This is a genomic window from Corynebacterium jeikeium (assembly GCA_003955985.1).
Lineage (GTDB): Bacteria > Actinomycetota > Actinomycetes > Mycobacteriales > Mycobacteriaceae > Corynebacterium > Corynebacterium jeikeium_D.
Map to the genome: position 1 here is coordinate 162,849 of CP033784.1, position 20,838 is coordinate 183,686.

General features: G+C 60.3%; 16 protein-coding genes. 7 read left to right on the plus strand and 9 right to left on the minus strand.

Going from position 1 to position 20,838, the window contains the following annotated elements; translation table 11 throughout:
- Window positions 1-44: 44 nt before the first annotated feature.
- Window positions 45-971, plus strand: a complete 927-nt coding sequence (locus EGX79_00690; protein ID AYX80832.1) for a lysozyme M1 — start codon at window positions 45-47, stop codon at window positions 969-971.
- Between the two features lie 26 nt (window positions 972-997).
- Here the strand turns inward: EGX79_00690 and EGX79_00695 are convergent, their stop codons facing one another.
- The 6 genes from EGX79_00695 to EGX79_00720 form a co-directional block, all read right to left on the minus strand.
- Window positions 998-2,026: a TIGR00730 family Rossman fold protein gene (locus EGX79_00695; protein ID AYX80833.1), complete on the minus strand. Its 1,029-nt coding sequence runs from the start codon at window positions 2,024-2,026 to the stop codon at window positions 998-1,000.
- A gap of 40 nt (window positions 2,027-2,066) precedes the next feature.
- Entirely contained in the window at window positions 2,067-5,465 is a 3,399-nt protein-coding gene (locus tag EGX79_00700) for an arabinosyltransferase (GenBank protein AYX80834.1), read from the minus strand.
- A gap of 132 nt (window positions 5,466-5,597) precedes the next feature.
- On the minus strand, window positions 5,598-7,619 hold the full coding sequence (locus EGX79_00705) for a hypothetical protein (protein ID AYX80835.1): 2,022 nt from the start codon (window positions 7,617-7,619) through the stop codon (window positions 5,598-5,600).
- Window positions 7,620-7,729: 110 nt separating this feature from the next.
- A complete protein-coding gene (locus EGX79_00710; GenBank protein AYX80836.1) occupies window positions 7,730-8,491 on the minus strand; it encodes a decaprenylphospho-beta-D-erythro-pentofuranosid-2-ulose 2-reductase in 762 nt (253 codons plus the stop codon).
- Between the two features lie 25 nt (window positions 8,492-8,516).
- Window positions 8,517-9,986, minus strand: coding sequence for an FAD-binding oxidoreductase (locus EGX79_00715; GenBank protein AYX80837.1), 1,470 nt, complete (start codon window positions 9,984-9,986; stop codon window positions 8,517-8,519).
- A 113-nt stretch (window positions 9,987-10,099) separates the two neighbouring features.
- Entirely contained in the window at window positions 10,100-10,327 is a 228-nt protein-coding gene (locus EGX79_00720; GenBank protein ID AYX80838.1) for a hypothetical protein, read from the minus strand.
- Window positions 10,328-10,379: 52 nt separating this feature from the next.
- Here EGX79_00720 and EGX79_00725 point away from each other — a divergent pair, with 52 nt between their 5' ends.
- From EGX79_00725 to EGX79_00750, 6 genes are all read left to right on the plus strand, one after another.
- Window positions 10,380-11,000 carry a hypothetical protein gene (locus EGX79_00725; GenBank protein ID AYX80839.1) on the plus strand — a complete coding sequence of 207 codons (621 nt, stop codon included), beginning with the start codon at window positions 10,380-10,382 and terminating at the stop codon, window positions 10,998-11,000.
- A gap of 51 nt (window positions 11,001-11,051) precedes the next feature.
- Window positions 11,052-12,035, plus strand: coding sequence for a hypothetical protein (locus EGX79_00730; protein AYX80840.1), 984 nt, complete (start codon window positions 11,052-11,054; stop codon window positions 12,033-12,035).
- Window positions 12,036-12,113: 78 nt separating this feature from the next.
- A complete protein-coding gene (locus EGX79_00735; GenBank protein ID AYX80841.1) occupies window positions 12,114-12,647 on the plus strand; it encodes a GtrA family protein in 534 nt (177 codons plus the stop codon).
- Window positions 12,648-12,665: 18 nt separating this feature from the next.
- Window positions 12,666-14,588 (plus strand): glycosyltransferase family 2 protein, encoded by a 1,923-nt coding sequence (locus tag EGX79_00740; protein AYX80842.1) that lies wholly within the window; start codon window positions 12,666-12,668, stop codon window positions 14,586-14,588.
- Between the two features lie 10 nt (window positions 14,589-14,598).
- Window positions 14,599-15,801, plus strand: a complete 1,203-nt coding sequence (locus tag EGX79_00745; GenBank protein ID AYX80843.1) for a hypothetical protein — start codon at window positions 14,599-14,601, stop codon at window positions 15,799-15,801.
- A gap of 174 nt (window positions 15,802-15,975) precedes the next feature.
- Window positions 15,976-17,106 (plus strand): hypothetical protein, encoded by a 1,131-nt coding sequence (locus EGX79_00750; GenBank protein AYX80844.1) that lies wholly within the window; start codon window positions 15,976-15,978, stop codon window positions 17,104-17,106.
- Window positions 17,107-17,469: 363 nt separating this feature from the next.
- Here EGX79_00750 and EGX79_00755 read toward each other — a convergent pair whose 3' ends face one another.
- From EGX79_00755 to EGX79_00765, 3 genes are all read right to left on the minus strand, one after another.
- A complete protein-coding gene (locus EGX79_00755) occupies window positions 17,470-18,576 on the minus strand; it encodes a glycosyltransferase family 2 protein (protein AYX80845.1) in 1,107 nt (368 codons plus the stop codon).
- 166 nt (window positions 18,577-18,742) lie between these two features.
- Window positions 18,743-19,525 carry an ABC transporter ATP-binding protein gene (locus EGX79_00760; GenBank protein ID AYX80846.1) on the minus strand — a complete coding sequence of 261 codons (783 nt, stop codon included), beginning with the start codon at window positions 19,523-19,525 and terminating at the stop codon, window positions 18,743-18,745.
- A 46-nt stretch (window positions 19,526-19,571) separates the two neighbouring features.
- Window positions 19,572-20,540 carry an ABC transporter permease gene (locus EGX79_00765; GenBank protein ID AYX80847.1) on the minus strand — a complete coding sequence of 323 codons (969 nt, stop codon included), beginning with the start codon at window positions 20,538-20,540 and terminating at the stop codon, window positions 19,572-19,574.
- Between the last annotated feature and the right edge of the window lie 298 nt (window positions 20,541-20,838).

Here is a 20,838-nt window from a genome sequence, read left to right on the forward strand (position 1 = left end):
ATTACGAATGGGGCTAAAGTGATTTAGGGGGTAAGGTGCAAACCATGAAATTTCTTCCACTTTCCGCGACCGCGGTGCTGAAGCGACGCCCGGGCCGCGCCACTTTGGCAAGTATCGTGGCCGTTGCGCCGCTGACCTTGGGTGTTATTGCACCGGCTGACGCGCAACCCCAGGACGCATCTGCACACTCCAACCCGTCCGCTGCTGATTCCAAGGGGTCGCTCGACTTTTTGACTGTTCAGGAGTCGCAGGGCTCTGGTGCCAACGGTTCCTCAACTGGTTCGGCTACCAGCGCATCGTCTAACTCGGCTCGCACCGGCTTCCACATGGGGCCGACCGGCGTGGACGTCTCCAAGTGGCAGCGCCCAGGTGGCGTCGCACTGAAATGGGACGAGGTCGCAGCCAGCGGCCAGAAGTTCGCTTTCATCAAGGCCACCGACGGTGTCGAAGGTGACCAGAAGTACTTCCTCGAGGACTCCATCGCTGCAGCGAAGGCCGGTCTGTATGTGGGCAGCTACCACAAGGCACACCCGGATCGCTCCGCAACCGCGCAGGCTGACCAGTACGTAGAAGCACTGCAGCAGCGCGATGAGCAAATCTCCACAGACAAGACACTGCCGCCGGTGCTGGACATCGAGCTGGACAATGGCCTCAACCCGACCCAGCTGCAGAAGTGGACCAAGGACTTCCTCGAGCGCGTAGAGGAAAAGACCGGCGAAACCCCGATGATTTACACCTACCGTTGGTTCTGGCAGAACCCGATGGGTAACTCGACCGACTTCACCGACTACCCGCTGTGGCTCGCCGCCTACGAAGACAGCGCTCCGACCTCACTGCCGGGCGGTTGGGAGAGTATGGCCTTCTGGCAGCGTTCCTCCACCGGCCGCGTCGATGGCATCCCGACCAACGTGGACGAGGACGTCTTCAACGGCACCGAAGCTGAGCTGCAGCAGCTGGCTGCTGCTCACTAGCAGTGTGTTGTGGGGTCTGGGGCAGGCTAAAACTTCGTCCGCCCCGCACGCCACGCAATCAACGCAGGCAGGAGCTTGTCGACGTCGTCGACGACAATAAGCGCATCGAGAAGCTCCGGCCGCACAAAACCCGCATCAACAACGTTGCGGAGCAGAGCCAACAGCGGCTCCCAAAAGCCCGAAGGACCCAGCAACGCCACCGGTTTGGCATGAATCCCCAGGTGCTGCTGGGTCCACACTTCGAAGAACTCCTCCAGCGTGCCCGCGCCGCCGGGGAGCGCAACAAAAGCATCGCCAAGCTCATACATGCGCGACTTGCGGTCGGCCATAGTCGCAACAGTTTCCAGGTGAGTCAGCCGCGGATGGGCAATTTCCTTCTTGACCAGGACCTCGGGGATGACACCGGTGACACTGCCGCCGTCGTCAAGCGACGCGTTAGCAACCGTGCCCATAAGACCAATCGCCGCGCCCCCGTAGACGAGCTCCACCCGATTTTCCGCGAGTGTCTGGCCGAGGCGTTCGGCGGTGACGCGCCAGGCGGGATCGTTGCCGAAGCCGGAGCCGCAGAAGACAGTCAGTGACGACAGTGCGCGCTGTGGCTGCTCACGGCCAGCGGCAAGCTGGGGCAGCTCTTCGCGAAGCTTCGGCAGAGTGGTTTCGACCAGCATAGGGGCGATTTTCCCGGTCGGTAGCCAGGGGTCGAGCCAGCGGACCTCTTCAATTTCGGCGTGGGGCTGAACGTTCGCCAGCTCATCGGTGAACTCGCCGACATAGCGCACATGGTGGCCGACGACCTCGAAGCCCGCCTCGTTGGCGGCGGCCGCACGGGCGATATTCCACGGACGCAACAGCGATAGGTCGATGTCCACGCCGAGCTCCTCGGAGACCTCGCGAGCGGCGGTGACCTCCGGGCGATCGACGGACTCACCCGGCTCGAACTTCCCGCCGGGCAGCATGAACGTATCCGTACCCCGCTTACGAACGCACAAAACCCGTCCCACCGGGTCAGTCACAACCATTGCGGCGACAACGATGGAACGGGTTTGTGCAGTCACTCGGTCTCCTTAGGTGAAGGAGGCACCGAGGCTCTTTCGCCTAGGGATCCTTCACAATCATCTTCCCGGGCGAGTATAGACCCGAGCGAGTGATATCTTCATACTCAATTTCGGCGACATCCGGCTTGACCTTGTCCTTATTCGGACGCGGCGAGAGCTTCTCGACGGAACCCCAGTCGCGGCGCCAGTCGTTCTTGAGGTAAGTCGGTACGGACGTAGCCTCATTCACAGCGTCGGAGAATCCGAGCGGACCACCGCCATCGACCGACTGCCAGACATCTGCACCGACGACCTTCAGGCCACGGTCCGGAGTGATGCGGTACTCCGGAAGCTCTGCGACACCTGCGTAGTGGTCGAACGGACGCTGGCACGGGAACTGGAAGGCAACCGGCCAGTCCGGGATAGTCGCAGTTTCCGGCGAAATGACATCAGTCATCGACTGCAGCTCGGCCAGGCGCGGCGGGGTCAGTGCCAGCCACTGATCCTCGGAGACGTCATTGTCCTCCGCGACCAGTCGCACAGCGGTCGCTCCCTCTGGGATCTCCTCGGTCAGGAAGCGCAGGTTACGCCAGGTCGGAGCAGGGCCGATATCAATCGGCTCCGACTCGGAGAGGACCTCGAAGCCATCCTCGTCGCCGCCCTTGCGACCGTACTCTGCCACCAGCTTGCGACCCTGCTGAGCCACACCGTTGATGTCGTGGTGGAAGATACGGCCAGCCGCCGATACGACGAGTAGCGGGTGGTCCTCGTCAATCTCAGGCAGCTGGAACCAGGAAGTTTCCAGGCTTGCAGGACGCTGAATGTCCTCGGAGTAGGAGCCAAGCACCGGCACCTTATCCGGATCCAAGCCAAATGGCAGCTCGACCTGCGAGCCGTTGACACCCTTGTCGGCGCGCTTGCCGCCGTCGGTGCCCGACGCGGAACCGCCCTCAACTGTGGCTTCCGGATCAGTAGATTGATCATCAGTGTCGGCAGTACTTGCCTGGCTCTGGCTGGCGTCCACAGCTTCGGCCTTCATATTTGACGGGACGCCGTTCGGGTCGAAGCCACGGTTCTTGCCGCCACCGCGCAACGATTCCGCTAGCGGCTTGCCATCGACGGTATTCAGGAAGCCATCGTTCGGATCGGTTTCCATCAGCACATCGCTCGCCATATTACATGTCTGACCAGCCAAGGAGCGGATATTACCAGCGGCGACCGAGTATGCCGGGTACTGCGATACTGCGCCCTTGCCCAGTGAAGCCACCATGAACATCGTCACCAGCAGCGTCGTCACTGCAATCGGGGACGATGCAACTGCATTGATGCGGCGCGCGCGTGCCGACTTTTCCTGCGACTTCGGCTTGGTGCGGAACTCCTGGACGAAGTTCATTACGGCACCAGCCAGCAGCAGTAGCAAGGCTAGAGCCAATACTGCTGAACCCAGCTGGTGGCCGCGCAACTGAATAGTCTTGTCGAACCACGGCACACCGTAGGACGACACATACCACCAGCCGTTAATGCCCATCAGCGAGAAAGCGAGGATGAAGGTGATACCACCGGCAAAGAACAGCTGGTTGCGCGGGTTACCTGCTACCCAATGGCTAATGGCCATGGCGGCAAGTGCTGCCAGGGAAGCCGCGATGCCCGCGTACACGCCGAAGTGGTGCGTCCACTTTGTCGGCGTGAAGGTCAGGAAGAACATGGTGCCGATGAACATGAACACCAGGCGTGCCGACGGGCCGGCCAGAGCCCCCGGAACGGTGCGGTGACGAAGCAGCGCGGCAATCGTGATGGTCAAGCACGCCAGTGCAATCAGAACTGGGAAACGACGCGGGAAGGCGCCGTCGACCGACTGCAGCACCAGCCAGTAGTAGCGGACGTACTCGTTGTACCAAGGCTCCGACGGGCCGATGATGCTGCGGACGCGAATGGACTCGCGGACCGTGGCCAAAGTCTGGTCGCCGAAGACACCGACCAAGATTGCGGTGCCCGCAGCCAGGAACGGCGCAATCTGCATCAGTGGGGCCTGCCAACCACCACCGAGAGCCTTATGGCGCTCAACGACAATGCGCACCAGCATCGGGATGCCTGCGAGCAGGGCAGCAACTGCCATTAGGCCCGTTGGGCCCGAGCCCAGTGCCAGCGTGGCGATAACCACTGCGACTGCAGCTGGCAGCAGGCGTCGAGTCAGAATTGCGCGCTCAATGAATACCCAGGTCAGCAGGGATCCCAGAGCAATGACCGGCTCCGGGCGCAGTCCGTTGTTGTACGGCAGCCAGAAGGCCAATAGCACACCAGCAGCAGACCAGTAGGCCACCCGGCGCTGGGCAATCTTCTCGCCGAGGCGTGGGATAACCATTCGGGAAATAATGAACCACACCAGCAGTGCGGACAGCAGCGCCGGTAGTCGCATCCACAGTGACGAGGTGGACACCTTCACCATCAGCGACAGCAGGTCGTAGTAAGGGCTGCCGAACGGTGACTCAGGCGCGCCGAACCAACGGTAGTAGTTCGCCATGTAGCCCGACTCGTCGGAGACGCGCGCCATGGTGAAGATGTAACCGTCATCGGAGGTGTTGCCACCGATGAAGTGCCAAACAACCAAAATCGTGCCGACCAGGATGTCCAGCGGAGTCGGCTTCAACGCACCGCGCTTGAACAGCGGAGTGAAAGGGGAACCATCAATACGGTCAATGCGAGCCAACGCGACCAGGGAAGCCAGCGTCAGAAGCAGACCCAAGTACATGACGATGTACTTCACCACTGTCGGGTGTGAGGTGTAGCGGGAGTCGATGTTCATGTGGACATCGAGTCCATCGGCTACGGCCTTGGCCGCGTCGCCGTCAGCGGGCAGGTCAGTGTAGATACCGGTGACCTGCGGACGGTAATCGCCGTGTGTGGTGGCGGTGAGCTTCTCACCATCTGAGTTCTTGGCGCCGTCGATGTTGACGGTGGTCTCATGCTCGTTTGAGCGGATCTCCAGGATCTTGCCCTTGTTGCTGGCAAGCTCCTTTTTATCCAGGCTCATCACCACGCTGTCGCGCAGAATGACGTCGAGGCCGTCCTTGCCCGAACGCACCATCAGGCCCCGTTTGGTCGGCTTATCCGCGGTCGGGGGGATAGTCGACAACAGGGTCGTCCGTTTGTCGGAAAGTTCATCCGTCAGGGACAGAGGCAGATCGATGCTCAGATCCAACGGTGCCTGCGCCATAAGCGGTGCATCCACTGAGTTCAGTGTGTCGCGCTGAGGCCAAGACACGGAGGACTGAGTATTCACGACCGGGAGGAACGGTGTGATGACAAAGCAAATGAAACCGACGATTCCAGCGATAATCGCTGTCCAACGAGTCAGTGTCGTAGGAGAGGGGCCGTCCATAGGCGGTCTCTCCACGCGGTCGATGGTCACTTCGGGTGAGCCGTCGACACTTTCTTTGATTTCTTTAGTTTCGGCAGTCACAAGGAAAGATACTACGGTAATTGGCGTTTTTCTTTGAGTTTGCAACGCGAAAGTTACATCACAGTTTCCACATTAGTAACAGGAATCACGTTTACAGCAGGGGATAGCCGCCCAATACCTACTTGCGAATACCTACTTGCGAACCGCCACTACGAACGGGCCGACCTGGTTTAGCTCCCAGTGCTTCTCAAATGCAGAGCGGGCAAAATTCAGGCTCCGGAAGACCACATTCGGATTGTTCGGATAGATATCATCCGCGATGTCCAACGTCAGTGGAGCGGCATCCTCGCCATCAGGTGTCTCAACCTCGCCCCGCAGCACAATGGCATCCGGTCCGCGCCACGGCGTTGCATCCATGGCCTGCACGAGCTCATCGGGATCGCGAATCTCCGACCATTCCTCCAATGCCTGATTACGGCGGTCAAACTCACCCAGAGGGTTAGCGTAGTGGCTGGTCAGTGCCTGGAATCCATACCAGGGATAGAGTGCTTGGAAATTCTTCTCATCCGTCAGCACCACTGTCTGGGCCGGATCGAGCCCGGCCTCCTTCAGCGTTTGGTCCACCGCTGAGTACCACGCCCCGGCATTCGGTGGGAAGCGGTCCGCGCGCTCGCCGTTACCGTCGGTGTCGGTATGCGCCAAGTCGATGGCACCATGCAACTTATTCGGAATCGACTGCGCGTAGCCAATGCCCGCCAGCAGCAAGACTGCCGCCATTACCGCGGAAACGCGCTTGGCAATGTGAGCTGGTGCCGCCTGCGGCCAATACTTCTCGATGCCGTTGAGACGGGCGTCGGCAAGCGCGACCACACCAGCCGCGATCAGCATGAACGTAATCGGTGCGGTGAGGCGGAACCCCAGCAGCGTGCGTCCGAGCAGCGTCGCCACCATCGAGGCCACTACCCAGCCATAGAGCACCAGCGTGCCCAGGCCGAGCGCGCGGGCATCCGGCTCCGTGGCGCTGACCAGCATGCGCACGACGCCGATGAAACACAGCACACCGATTACGCTGGCGGCGAGCATCGGCAAAGGCAGCTGCGCACCCTCCGGGGGCAGGTAGTGCGTCGCTGTCGCGCCCGAGCGCGGTGCCCCTGTCGCAACCGCCAGCATGTACGGCCCCCACACCGTCGCCGCAATCAGCATCGATCCCACGCCCATAATGATCAGACGCACTACAGGCATCCAAGAGCTTGACGACGTCCACGCGACCACGGCCAACACGACCACAATAAGCGCGCCTACGGCAGTGTAAAGAGTGTAGAAAGTCGCAGAAATACCCAGGAAGACGAGCACGCCAAACATGGCGGACCAGGCGCCGGTGAGACCGCGCCAGGCCATCACGGTCATCGCCGGAAGACCCATAGCAACGACTGCGGCGTAGGGCTCATCGGCGACAGTGGCCAGGGCGACGGCCGTGGTTGTCAGCGCAATGCCAGTGGCTACGGGCAGGGAGCCACTCAGGCGTTGCCACACCGGAACCAAAACACAGCCAGCAGCGGCGAGTGTAATCAACGCCCAGGGCTGGAAGACCTCCCAGCCGGCAATGCCAAGAATATTGGCCAGGCGTCCGCCCAGGAAGAACCAACCAGCGGGGTAGAAAGACGGGATGTCGATGTACGACATGTCGTGCAGGCCAGGCTCCGAGGCCATCCTGGTGAGGTATTCGGTGCGGAACTCCTGGTCGACAGACAGACCGTCCAACCACAGCTTGGTCGAGCCCATCGGTAGGCCGACGGCAGAGACCACCAAAATGGCCGGTGACATGTAAGCCATCAGATACGTCAACCACGTTAGCCATCGGGGGCGATTATCTTTGCCCTTGGTGGCGAAGAAATACAGCAGGACGGTGGTGAGCGTCAGAGTGATGACAATCATCGCTGTTGCGACCGCCCTGGTCAGCTGCGAGCCGCCAAAGGCCGGCAGCGACAGGCGGTGGAACACAAACCAGGACACTAGAGCGATAACCGAACCGCCCACAAGCGCTGCGAACAGGTAGGTCAGAGCAGCCTTGAGGGAGAGCTGGTCATCGTTGAAGATTTCGTAGCGATCTTCGTCAACCAGCTCACTGTAGGATCGTGCGCCCGTTGTGTTGGCGCTAGTGTTGTCGGCACCCGTGGTGTCAGCGCTCGAGGTTTCGGCCTGCTTGTCTACCATGCCCTCAAGTTTTGCACAGGAACCGGACTCCGACGAACGGCGGAGCTAAAGGTGGGTACGTCAGCCCGTCAAGCTCCGCTGAGTTCTATCAAGTCCCCCGAGTCTTACTTTTAAATCGGCAGCTTCTTGAAGATCGGGCGCGGAATGTGCTTCAGCACCATCATCACCAGCTGGAATGCCGGCGGAGCCCAGACCAATGTCTTACCGGCCTCGACGGACTTCACCGCGAGCTTGGCGACATCTTCCTTGTTCACAGTCAGCGGGGCCTCGTCCACGTCAGCGGACATACGGGTACGGACCTGACCAGGGCGGATAACCAGGGTCTTGACGCCGTACTCCTCCAGGGCCTCGCCCAGGTTCAGGTAGAAACCATCCAGGCCGGCCTTGGTGGAACCGTAGACAAAGTTGGAGCGGCGCACACGCTCACCAGCGACGGAGGACATGGCAATGAACTGGCCATGACCCTGCGCCTTGAACTTCTGACCAACCAGAACACCCATCGACATCGCGCCGGTGTAGTTGATGTTCGCAGCCAGGACGGCCTTGCGCTGGTTCTGCCAGAGCTCCTCGGCGTCGCCAAGCATGCCGAACGCGACGATGCAGATATCCACGTCGCCGTCGGCAAATGCCTTATCGACGACCTCCGGGTGGGAGTCGAAGTCCGTTGCGTCGAAGTCGAGGGTGACCACCTCGGAAGCGCCGGCGGCCTTCATCTTTTCAGCGGAGGCCTCGCGCAGCGGATCGTTCGGCAGGGAAGCCAGGATGACCTTGGCCGGGCCCTTCTTCAGGAACTCGGCGGTAATGGCCAGACCGATTTCACTAGTGCCGCCGAGCAGTAGGATGGACTGGGCAGCGCCTACAGCATTAATCATTGGGGCTTAAATCCTCTCGGTTCTTTTAGTGCAGTTCCAGTCGACGCGACATGTCAGAGGCGAAGACACCGTGTGGGTCAATCTCATTGCGGGTGTCCAGCCAGCTCTGCATCTCGGGGTACATCTGGTGGAAGTTAGCGGCGGAAGTGCGCGACTCCTTGGCCAGGTAGAGGCGGCCGCCGAACTCCATGACGCGCTTATCCAAATCATCGAGGAAGGCGCCGAGACCCGGTTTGATCGGGAAGTCCACGCAGACGTTCCAACCCGGCATCGGGTAGGACAGCGGAGCGCGGTTACCCTCGCCGAACAGCTTGAATACGTTCAGTGCCGAGTAGTGGCCGGAGCGCTGGATATCGCGGACAATCTCCTTGAACGGCTCGACGGCCTCGCGCGGAACAACGAACTGGTACTGCAGGAAGCCCTTGGAACCATATCCGCGGTTCCACTCGCCGATGAGATCCAGCGGCTGGTAGAACTGCGTGAGGTTTTGCACCTGGTTGCGGTAGGTACCGGACTTCAGCCACCACAGCTCACCAATGCTGATCATGGTCAGCTTGTTCATGGTGAAGGACGGGAAAATATCCGGCACAGTCACCAGCTGTGGAGCGTTGAACTTCAGCGGATCTTTGGCCAGCTTCGGGGCGTATTCCTCCAGCTGAGCCAAGGTTGCCAGCGAACCGCGGGAAATTGCGGCGCGTCCCAGCTTCGGCTCCGGTGAGATGGCGTCGAACCACGCGGAAGAGTAGGTGAAGTTCTCCTCGGAGCCATCGGAGTGGAACTCGATGGTCTCGTCCAGAGTGTGGGTCATGTCGCCGTCAGCGATGAAGTAGGCCGTCTCGGTCTTGGTCATCTTGATCCGAGCGCGGACAATAATGCCGGTCAGGCCCATGCCGCCGACAGTTGCCCAGAACAACTTGCCGTCCGGGTCATCTGCAGAGCCCTCCGGCTCGAGATGCAGAATACGACCGTCGGCGACCAGCAGCTCCATCGACAGCACATGGTTGCCGAAGGAACCTGCGGAGTGGTGGTTTTTACCGTGAATGTCCGGGCCAATGGCACCACCGATGGTGACCTGGCGAGTACCCGGCAGTACCGGCACCCACAGGCCGTAGGGCAGCGCGGCCTTCATCAGCTGGTCCAGCGTGACACCGCCGTCGACATCAACAATCGCCGACTCCTGGTCAATGGAGTGGATTTTGTTGAGCTTCTGCATGTCGATGACAAGACCGCCCGAGTTCTGGGCGGGGTCGCCGTAGGAGCGGCCCATACCGCGGGCAATCACACCGCGGCGCAGGTGGGCAGGCTTGTCGGAGTTCTGGTCCGCGACAGCCTTGACGGCGTTAACGATTTCATCCAAGTCCGGCGTCGACAGCACCTGGGACTTAGCGGGGGCAGTACGACCCCAACCGGTCAGGGTCCTGGCTTCTGTGTGTACGGCTCCGTAGGCACCGTTCGAAGCATCGGTGCTGGACTTGCCGTTAGTGTTAGTGGACATCAAGGCTAGGCTACCCCTTTGCACTGGCTCCGTCGCCCGTGACGCTCCGAGGTGTTGGTCACGCTTGGGGCCGCGCACGGGTCGTCGGAAAGCGAGCGAAATGTACGGAGAGGCTATAGATCCATAATTTTTCGGATCTCTTCCGGCAGCATTTCCTGCGAGGTGATCTGCGGGCCGTCGTAGGCCTCGAGTGCGCGGTAGACCTGTGCGCGCTCTGCGCTGTCGAGGATGGGCAGCTCCTCGGCGAATAGCATGACCATCTGGTTCGACAGCGGGGTGTTGGTGTACTCGGCGGCCATGTTGATGGTTTCGCGCGGCTTCTTCTTGAAAAAGTCGAACATGCGATAAAGGCTACCCCGCTTCGAATCCGTCACTCGCGATACCATCAACCTCATGATGTCCACGCCTGCTGCTACTCCGCAGACCCTTGCCGTATGTAGTTCCACATCGCCCGTTGTCATTTGGCATGTGGAGCTCTCGCCGTCCTTTGCAGGCGAGAGGTTGTCGGGTGCATGGCTGGTGGATCCGCTTGACGACGGAGCCCTGGAGACCGCCACCAATCTGCTCACCGGTTGCTTTGTTGCAACTGTGACCGCGGGCGATGGTGACGGTGACGCTGCGGCAGAGAGCGCTGAGGGTGCTGAGGGTGCGGACTTGCTATCGCAAGCGATTGAGCAGGCGGGGGCCACGGTGATTGACCTGCCGGCATCCGTGGCCGGCATTCGTGACCACATCGGACAGCTGCGCGCCGCCGCGAAGGAAGAGAAGGCCAAGCCCGGCAAGGGAAATCTGACGGAGCCGCGGTTTCCCAAGGTCAACGACGTGGAGGTTATTGATTTTCCGCATGTTGGCGAAAAGGTCGCAGGGCCGGTGCTGGGGCTTGCCCGCGGGGTAGAAGAGCTGGTGGCGCAGTGGACCGCGGTGGAGTCGCAGCGCCTGCGTCGCAAGTACTTGGTAGAGCCATGGGGTGCGGAGCCGCGCCAGATTCCGCTGGTAAAAACGCGCGCATTGTAGCGAGTTTTTGCTATCCAGGCCACATTGTTTTTCCTGCGTACGCTGTGAGGTATGGCAGCACAGACCGATAACGTAGTCGCCTTCCCAGGCGTTCGCGTGGCCACGGAACCGGCCACGCTCATTATCGGTGCCTCTTTAGAGGAAGAACCGTGCAGTGCCCACCGCGTCTTCGGGGTCAATGACCAGATGGATTTGCGAAGCCTGTCCCGCGTGTTAGCGGTCATCTTTGGGTGGGGCGAGGAAAGCGTGCCGACGAAGTTCCATTTGCCCGGCTCTGCGGTGGAGTCTGCGGCGCAGCTGGTGACTGGCGGCAGACCCGCAGCGGTCGGAGTCGTCGATGTTCCCCTGTCCACCACAGTTGCCGAGGTGCTGCAAAGTCCCGGCGATACCCTTATCTGGCAGTGGGGCCTGTGGGAACATACCTTGCAGGTCAGAGAAGCTTTTGCCCGCGATGAGGCCACCCCGGATGCCCTGTGCATCGGTGGCTCGGGTTCAATCCGCGCACTGGGGGATGTGGACGCGGAGGAGCCGGTAGATATTGCCGCAATCAATAGGGAATTGACCGGACGGGACTCTATTCAAAATACGCTGGCCACCGCTCGTGCCGATATCGTGGACATCATCGAGAGGTCGGGGGTGTTTGAATTCGTGCCCCTGTTACAGGCTCTGGACCTGCAGAGGTCGGAAGCAACCGCGCTGGAATTGACCGGGGAGGCGGGGGAGAGCGTCGTTAAGCGATTGCGCGCATTGCCTATAGAGGACGCCGAGAAAGACCCAGCCGGGCACGATGCGGCATTGGTGGAGCTGCTGTGCTTGGCGGCGCTGACCTCGGATGAGCTACGGCATGATGTGGCGGCGCATGTCATGGAGCGCCTCGGCTGGGAGAGCGACGAGGGCATCCCGCTATCCGGCGAGGACGTGGAGGAATTGGCGGCGGCTAGCTGGGCGGAGATGAGCGCGTTGGGGCTAGCTGGGGAGGATACGCTCTCGCCGGTGGAGCGGCTGGATCTACTGCGTGAGGCGCTGCGGCGTTAGTTCTTTTCTCCTCTTTATTGCTTGTTTATGTTCGCGCTGGCTGTTTGTTAGCTGGCCGGTGGCCTAGAATTCCTAGGCGTGTCAGCGAATGAAACAGCAAATGAAAACCCGAACCGCGACAACGGCAAGCTCGGAAACGGCTCCCACGAAAACGGTTTTGTCGTAGAGGACTCGGCCGCAGTGCCAATGGCGACGGAGGCCAAGGACGAGCACGGACTGAAAGTGCAGATGATGCGCTTTATTATCTCCGGCGTCATCGCGGCGGTGGTGGACTTCGGCCTGACGTTCATCATGCTCAACGCCTTCGGGGCGACCAACTTCTGGGGCAAGACGGTCGGCTGGGTTTTCGGCACGATTACGGCGTACATCATTAACAGCCGCTGGACCTTCAAGTCGAAGTCCTCGGCGAAGAAGGTGCTGGCAGTTGCGGTGCTGTACCTGATTACCTACGCCACCCAGGTCGGCATCTTTAATGTGTTGCAGCCCTGGCTTGTCGAGGCCTGGGATTGGAACGCGCAGTGGGCACAGTTCGGCGCATTCGTCGTCGCACAGGGCGTTGCGACGGTAATTAACTTCATCATTCAGCGTGTATTCATCTTCCGTGTGAAATAGCGCGATACGCTGGGGGACGTGACTTCGACTGCTTCTAATAAGGCATCCACTCAGCTGACCGCCGAAACCGATGTTGACATGCTGACTATTCAGCGCGTGCTGTTTGCTCCGCCCGCAGACTGGGTGGAGCCGGATTTGTACTACCGAGTCGAAGGCGTTGGCGCCTACGACAGCTCGGTGCAGGCCACCCGTAACTCGATCACGCTCGGTCGCCACACCGTGGTGCGCACTGACACCTACTTCGGTCGCTTCCGAGCTTCTTACTGGCAGCGCTGGACCTCAATTAAGCAGGTCGAAATCCGTGCGCGCGTGGTCGGTTCCGCGCGTGTGCTGGCCTACACCGAAGATATTGGGGGCCACCTCCGCTTGGAGGACTCCTGGGCAGCGGGCGGCTCGGATGCCGACGGCAACTGGACCGGTGAGCACTCGCCGATGTCAGGTTCTGCCAATGAAGAGGTGCGCCTGACCGTCCCGCTGGACCGCTTCGCCGATGGCGGTGCCATTCACTTGCGCTTCGACACCGAGGACGCAGGCGCAAAGATTTCCGATGTCCGCTATGTTGTGCCCAAGTCGGCTATCAAGCGCGATATTCCGACTGACCTGGTCATTTGTTCCTACAACCGGCCGGTTGACTGTGCTCGAACCGTCGCCACGCTGGCAGAGGACCTGCCAGCCCTTGAGCGCGTTCGCACCATCCGCGTCGTTGACCAGGGCGAACAGCACCCGGCCGACGAAGCCGACTTCATCCAGGCCAAGGAGATCCTCGGCGAGCGCCTGAACGTTGTCCACCAGCCAAACCTCGGCGGCGCCGGCGGTTTCTCCCGCGGCATGCGCGACGCCACCGCTGCGGGCGACTGCATGGTTCTGCTTACCGACGACGACATCCGCCCCGAGCCCGAAACCACCCTGCGCCTATCCGCCCTGGCCGTATGCGCGGAAAAGCCGATGCTGCTCGGTGCGCAGATGCTCTTCCTGTTCAACCCGACCAGCCTCTTCCGCACCGGCGAGACCTACAACTGGAAGGCGCTGACGGTCGAGGAGAACGACCCCAAGTTCGGTTACGCCGACGTGGACGTGCGCAAGTACCACCAGCTGCGTCGCCTGGGCGTTGACTACAACGCCTGGTGGACCTGCCTGGTGCCGTCCGAGGTCATTAAGAAGATTGGCCTGGCGCTGCCGCTGTTCTTCCAGTACGACGACATCGACTACGGATTCCGCGCCGCCAAGGCCGGCTACCCGACCGACACCATTCCGGGCGCCGCCGTCTGGCACGCCGATTTCTACTGGAAGGACATCGAAAACGCCGCCCAGTACTTCGGCCTGCGCAACTCGCTTATCGCCGCCACCATGCACGGCGATGTCACCGCAAAGGACATGGTCAACGTCGCTTCACGACGAATCCTCTCGAACCTGGTCTCCATGCGCTACGGCCTGGCCTGGACGCAGATGGAAGCTGTTCGTGACCTGCTACGTGGCCCGGAGGTGCTGAAGAACGCATCGCAGGGCGACTTCGCTCGCATTTCTGCTGGTCGAAAGAACTTCCCGGAGACCGAGCTGCTGCCGATGCACGAGATGCCGGGTGGTCTGACCCCAGTTCGTCCGCCGTCACACGAGATCTCCAGCGAAAACAAGACGATGGCAAAGCGGCTTGCGTACACCCAGATGGGTAAGAAGCGCCCGGGGCCGGTGGCTGTGGCCTTCGAGGACTCCTTCTGGTGGCACATTTCCACCTTCGACGACGTCTGGGTCACCGATGCCTCCCAGAACGGTGTGCGTCACCTGGTCCGCGACCTGGATAAGGAAAAGTCCATGCGCGCCGAGACCATCAGCCTCATGCGCGAACTGTCCTCCAAGTGGGACGACCTTGCGAAGCAGTGGCGTGCCGCCGTGCCATCTTTGACCAGCGAAGACAACTGGGAAAAGTTCTTCCAAGGCGAGTAGTTCTTCAATCATGACCACGCACACACCCACGCCTTCGACTAGCTCAGGTGACAAAACCCGCAAACAGCTCATCACCATCTTGGTGCTGCTGGTGTTGATTATCCTGTTGCTGGCTCTGTTCCTTTTCCTCCAGGTTTCTGGGGATCGAGGTGGCGATTCGGCGGCTGCTGAGGGCAGTGTGTCGTCGTCAAGCGAAAATGGCGATGCGCAGGTGCAGGCGCAGGCGGAGAAGGCCGTCGTTGTGTACAAGCAGGTGCTGGCGAACCCGGCGCCACTGCAGACTTTTGTCGGAGAAGTTAGTCCTGGTGGGGCGATGAAATATGCGCTCGTGCATCTTGATGATGGGTGCGTGCCCGAGCTGGTGCTGAACTATGGCACAAGTGCGATGAGCGCCGAAATTGATGCGATTGGTGTCTACGGCGTTGACGAAAATGGTCAGGAAATTCAGTTTCAGAATTCCTACCATGACGGCGTGACTTCTGTGGGCGGTGTACGTCGCGCTCTTCAGCGAGCTACTGGTCAGCCGGGTATGTTCTCGTTTTCTGCAGAGAGGATGGGGCGCGATCAGGAAGATTTGCTGGTGACGCGCCAGGGCAATGAGCTGGTGGAAACGCCTGCGAATCCGGGTGCCGGGGAGTTCGAACAGTTTAACTGGATTCCGGTTGACAACCTGGATGTCGTCGAGGCCATTGCTGCTGGTAATGACTGCGCGCCGGGCTCGGGCTCGAATGGTACTGGCGCTGATGGTGGTAACGGTGGCAACGGTGGCCCGAATCCGACGGCGGGGCAGCAGGCTTCGGGGTCGGGTTCGAACTCGGACTCGGGCTCGGGTTCGCAGTCTGGGGCTTCGGGTTCTAGTTCGCAGGGGTCGAGCAACGGAACCAGCGGCCAGCAGACCGTGACCGGTACTGTGAAGGTTTTCCAGAATCGAGCCGAGGTTCTCGCTTATCAGCAGCGTGAGGATCCCAACCCCCATACTGCCGACGATCGACAATTTGCGATTCTGGTTCTCGACCAGCCAACTGAAGTGACAGCAAAGCTTGCAGGAAGTAATGAATCTGAGACACGCACTATTGACCATGTCGTGATTAACCCAAGTCTCCACAGCGACGGGGAAAGGGTAACGATTAGCTTCTCAGCTGACGAGAAGTACTGGCCGTCAGACACCGGCATTCCGTTCGGTCTCGCAGTTGAGGACGGCGCCAAGTACTAAGTAAGCGACAGCTGGGTGTCCGCAGCTAGTTATCCACAGCCGCCAAATTGTCCACAGAAACGGGCAATTCGGCGGCTTTTCTGCTGCCAATTTCCGCGGGGTCGACCATAACTAAAGGCACTAATTCCAATGCGTGAATTCCTGTAGCCCACCTCGGGGAGCGTGCCTAAACCAATGCCTAACTGGACTTACGATTCCGATGGCCTCATCCACGCGGCTTCGCAGAAACAAATCAAGCATCCTTGTGAATATGTCAGTGCCAAGTCAGAGCTGGATAATCTGCACGGGCACGTCGGAAGCGCAAATATTCGAGATGGATCCCTGCTCAGACTGGCGTACGGCACATACATCGAGTGCTCTCGCTGGAATGCGCTGTCAGCATTCGAACGTTTTCAACTGCAGATAAAGGCACTGGTCAAGCCAGGTTCCGGGACAATCATTACGGGTGAAGCAGCCGCTGCGTTGCATGGCATCCCGTTGCTTGTTCGAAATGCCACAATCGCGCTTGCCAATTCCGGCCTGCGCCGACCTGGCGGCGGATTGCGCCATGTCGGTGACAGAATCCTCGAACAAGACATCGTTCGCATTGGTGGGCGCTGCGTTACCGATGTGCCGAAAACCGTCATCGATATCTGCCGCACCGCCGAGTCCGAAAACGGGCCAGTCATCGTTGACACCGCACTGCGACAGTGGTGTGACCTCGAAGAACTGCACACCGTCCTCACAAATTACCCACGTTCGCCGGGTACCCGCCGCGCCCGCGAGCTACTTCGAACTGCCAGCGCACACAGCGAAACCATCGGTGAGTCAATCACAAAGAAATGCATAATCGACTCAGGAATTGCCACGCTTTACGACGAAAAATGCGTGCTCATGCAGCAAGTCGAGTTCTATGACAGTGAAGGATTCATTGGGCGCGTCGATTTTTATGTGCCTCATCTGAATTTGATCATTGAGTTCGATGGGCTGATTAAGTATTCCGGTGGCGGGGTAGCAGCTACGGAGACTGTGCTTCTGAAAGAGCAAGCTCGCGAGAAGCGTCTGCGAAACCTCCACTTAGATGTACTCCGCTTCCAATGGTCACAGGTCATTAATGGGGACTGCGTGGAGGTCTTGCGACAGTTCGCTATTCGGCAGAGGCAGCGCATTCAGGCAGGTGGGTTGGTATTTTCGTCCGAAGTTGGGCGTTTTCGTCAAGCCACTGTCCCGTATAAAGATCGGCAGCTCCGTGATTCCAGAATCCAGGAGCGTAAGCAGCGTTTGCAGCTTCTGGAAAATGCACCGGCCTCGCGCGACTCAGGCTAAGTTCAGCTGCTGACCTATTGCAATTGTGCTCACCGGACTTGGAACGATTTCGAGCGGACTGGCTCGGATTTCCAGCGACTTATGGCCAACTTTCCGCCACTTGTCGATGACTTTTCAGGACTTATGGCCACGCTGTTGGCCTGGCCCGCGCACTTATCGTAGGACTATTCACTTATGCGCAGGCTGTAGCGCATCGATGAGTGAATACCTCATCGATATGTCAGTGGAGGAGAAGGGAACCAGGGGTTAGGTAACACTTTTGCGCACTGAGCACTCGAAATGCGGACTACACGACCCGGGCGAGATCAAATATGCAGGCCAGCGCCACAGCCTCAGCCCCACCAGCCGCAACGCCAGCCCGAACTACTTCGACTTTGGATCGAAGCGCTCGAAGTTCTCCGCGCGCCCCTGCTTCAGTAGCTTGAACCAGCGGTAGAAGCCGCGGACATCGCGGCGCTGGACCAGGAAGAACCAGCCGAAGCGCAGGAACTCCTGCGGCATGAGCTTGCGCATGCCAGGCTGGCTCATCAGGTAGCCGCGGTTGCGGTAGGTGAAGTAGCGCTTGAAGTCATTGGTCGGGTACTGCGTGTGCATTTTGCCGCCGAGAATGGGCACAAATTCACCCGAACCGGAGGGGTGCAGGTAGGCCGTCGTCAAGCATGTGCCGAACCGGAGGCCGGAGCGGACCAGGCGGCGGTGGAATTCGACCTCGTCGCCGCGGATGAATAGGCGGTAGTCGGGAACGCCGAGCTGTTCCAGCGAGCGGGCGCTAAACAGCGCGCCGTTGAACAGGGATGCGATGCCGGGCAGGAGGTCGTGGTTGCCGTCGATGGTTTCGAGGTCGCTAGGCAGTTCGAGCCCGGTCGCAGCCTTCTGACCTGCGAAATTGGTGAACCACTTCGTGCCCTCGGAGTCGCGTACTTCCGGGAGTTTGGGGTTGATGCCGCTTTCGAAAAGCTCCTCGCGATGACGGCGCCACACCAGCCCGCGGCGCAGGGGGAATGCCAGCTTGTTCGGGGCCTTAATGTCGCAGACCACCGGCGAGACAGCGTCGAGCTGGTGACGTCGCGCGCAGCTGTGCAGCGCCTTCAGCACGTAGGAGTCCTCCGGGCGCCCGTCATCATCGGCGCACCAAATCCACTCCGCGCCCAGCGACAGCGCAGTCAGCATACCCAGTGCGAAACCACCAGCGCCGCCCAGGTTCGTCTTGGAACCGACGTAGTGAATCTCCGGCGCCGATCCGCTTTCCGACGACTGCTGCGCCGCCACCTGCTCGGCGAGTTCCTTGACCTTCGGGTCGTTGCCGTTGTCGACGATGATGAGCCACTTCGGCATGTGGGTCTGGCTGGCAACGATGGGAAGCGATTGGCGCAGGTCCTCGATGCGGTTGTGAGTCACCACGATTGCGGCCGTTGCTGCCTCATCGTGATTTGGGTGGTCAGCCGAGTTTTCGCTCACTTCGTTCTCCATCGGGGACGTACCGTTTATTACTGTTTTTATTGCTGTCTATCTTGCCATGTTGCTCCGGGTGAGCAATTCCAAGCATCCGTGCCGCCCGCCAGCCGCCGGCCGGCTGCCCGCGAGCCGCTCGCTCGGCCACGATGGGGGAACCGCGCCCGGACTCCCGGCGAAGCTGCTACCGTCGCTGCGCGAGCACGCGGCGCACCTGGTCGGCGGCCTCTTTACCTTCGTAGGCTTCGACCACTTCGTCGACAAGCCCTGCCTGTCGAACCGTACCGTGATCAATCCACAGCGCCGTGTCGCACAGCTGCGCCAGGAACTCATTTGAGTGCGACGCAAACACCAGCAGACCGGAGCGATCGACCAATTCGGTCAACTTCGTCCGGGCCTTCGCCATGAATGCGGCGTCGACGGCTCCGATGCCTTCGTCGAGAAGCAAAATCTCCGGCTCAATGGACGTGACCACGCCGAGCGCCAGTCGCACGCGCATACCGGTGGAGTAGGTGCGCAGTGGCATGTGCAGGTAGTCGCCGAGTTCGGTGAACTCTGCGATTTCGTCGAGCTTGGATTTCATCTGCTTGCGCGTCTGCCCCAGGAACAGACCGCGGATGATGATGTTTTCCAGGCCTGAGATCTCCGGGTCCATGCCGACACCGAGGTCGAACACCGGAGCCACACGGCCGCGCACATCGGCGGCACCGCGCGTGGGCTCATAGATGCCCGACAGCAGTCGCAGCAGCGTGGACTTACCCGCGCCGTTGTGACCTACCAGGCCGACGCGGTCGCCCTCACGCAGGTGAATGTTGATGTCCTTCAGCGCTTCAATGACCACGACGTTGGAGTCATTGCGGCCAATCGCACCACCCGCGGCGCCGAGGAACGCCTTCTTCATCGACCGCGATTTGGCGTCGAAAATGGGGAAGTCAACGCACGCGTTGTAAGTATCAATGCTGACCATGCTTATCCCTTGCTAGTTCTATTCGCTTTACGACGGCCCTTGCGGCCTAAACCCAGTAGCTCACGCGGGAGCGCCACAGGCGCATGGCCCCGAGTGCCAGCAGCAGGCCGACTGCGGTGCAGGCGAGGACAATCCACCAGTGGTAGGTATCCACCGGCTCGCCGGTTAGCGGGGCACGGATGATTTCCAGGTAGTGGAACAGCGGGTTGATCTCTGCGATGCGTGCGCGTTCGGCGACGGCACCGCCCTGTTCCTCCAGCGTCTTGGTGGTCCACACAATCGGAGTCATGTAAAACACCAGCTGAATTAGGGAATCCAGCAGTGGTGCCACGTCGCGGTAGCGCGTAGCGATGATGCCGAAGAACATCGTCACCCACACACCGTTGACCACCAGCAGCGCCATCGCGGGGATGACCAGGAAGAAGTTCCAGCCCAAATCCGGCCGGAAGACCAGCACGAGGATCAGCCAGATCACCATGTTGTGGGCCAGGAAGAGCAGCTGCCGCCATACCAGCCTGTAGACGTGAACACTCAGCGCACTGGGCAACTGTTTGATCAGGCCTTCGTTTTCAATGAAGACGGTTGCGCCCTCGCGCACGCAGCCGGAGATGAATCCCCAGATGATCAGGCCAACGGTCACGTGTGGCAGGAAGAACGCCAGCTCCTGCTGGAACAGCAGCGAGTACAGCAGGCCGAGAGCGAGGGCCATGGCGCCGGTGGCAATGGTGATCCACAGTGGGCCAAGCGTGGAGCGGCGGTAGCGCTGCTTGATGTCCTGCCAGCCCAGCTGCAGCCACAGCTCGCGCTGGCCGAAGCCGATAGCTAGATCCCGCCAGGCAGCGCCCATGGTGCGGGAACGCGACTTGAAAGCCGGTGCCTCGCCTGTTGCGTCAGTTATGCGCGCAATGTCGCGACGGAGAGTTTCCTCCGTGCGGATAGCGGAGCCATTGCGCACAGTATTGGCCGGCTGGTCGGCTGCAGCTGCGGATTGGCGATCATTTTCTGCGTTAGTCACGTCTCCAAACTACTAGCTAGGGCGGTTTAGATTGAATACCGACGGCACTGGGCGAGCCATTATTCCATGTCGTGACAGCGAACAACGGTCGCGTGGGACGGTCGTCATTGGTGGTGACGTGGTGCTTCTGAGACTGGTTCCACTGTTGGTTATGTGACTGGTTATGTGACCCTGGAAAACTTACATACAATCGCCGCTGTAACTGCTTTATGGCATGCAGCTGGTGCATATGGTTCACGCATCGGGAGTGCTTGCGCATGGATACAGGCAGGAAAAGTTCGGCCAATTTTAAGCAACT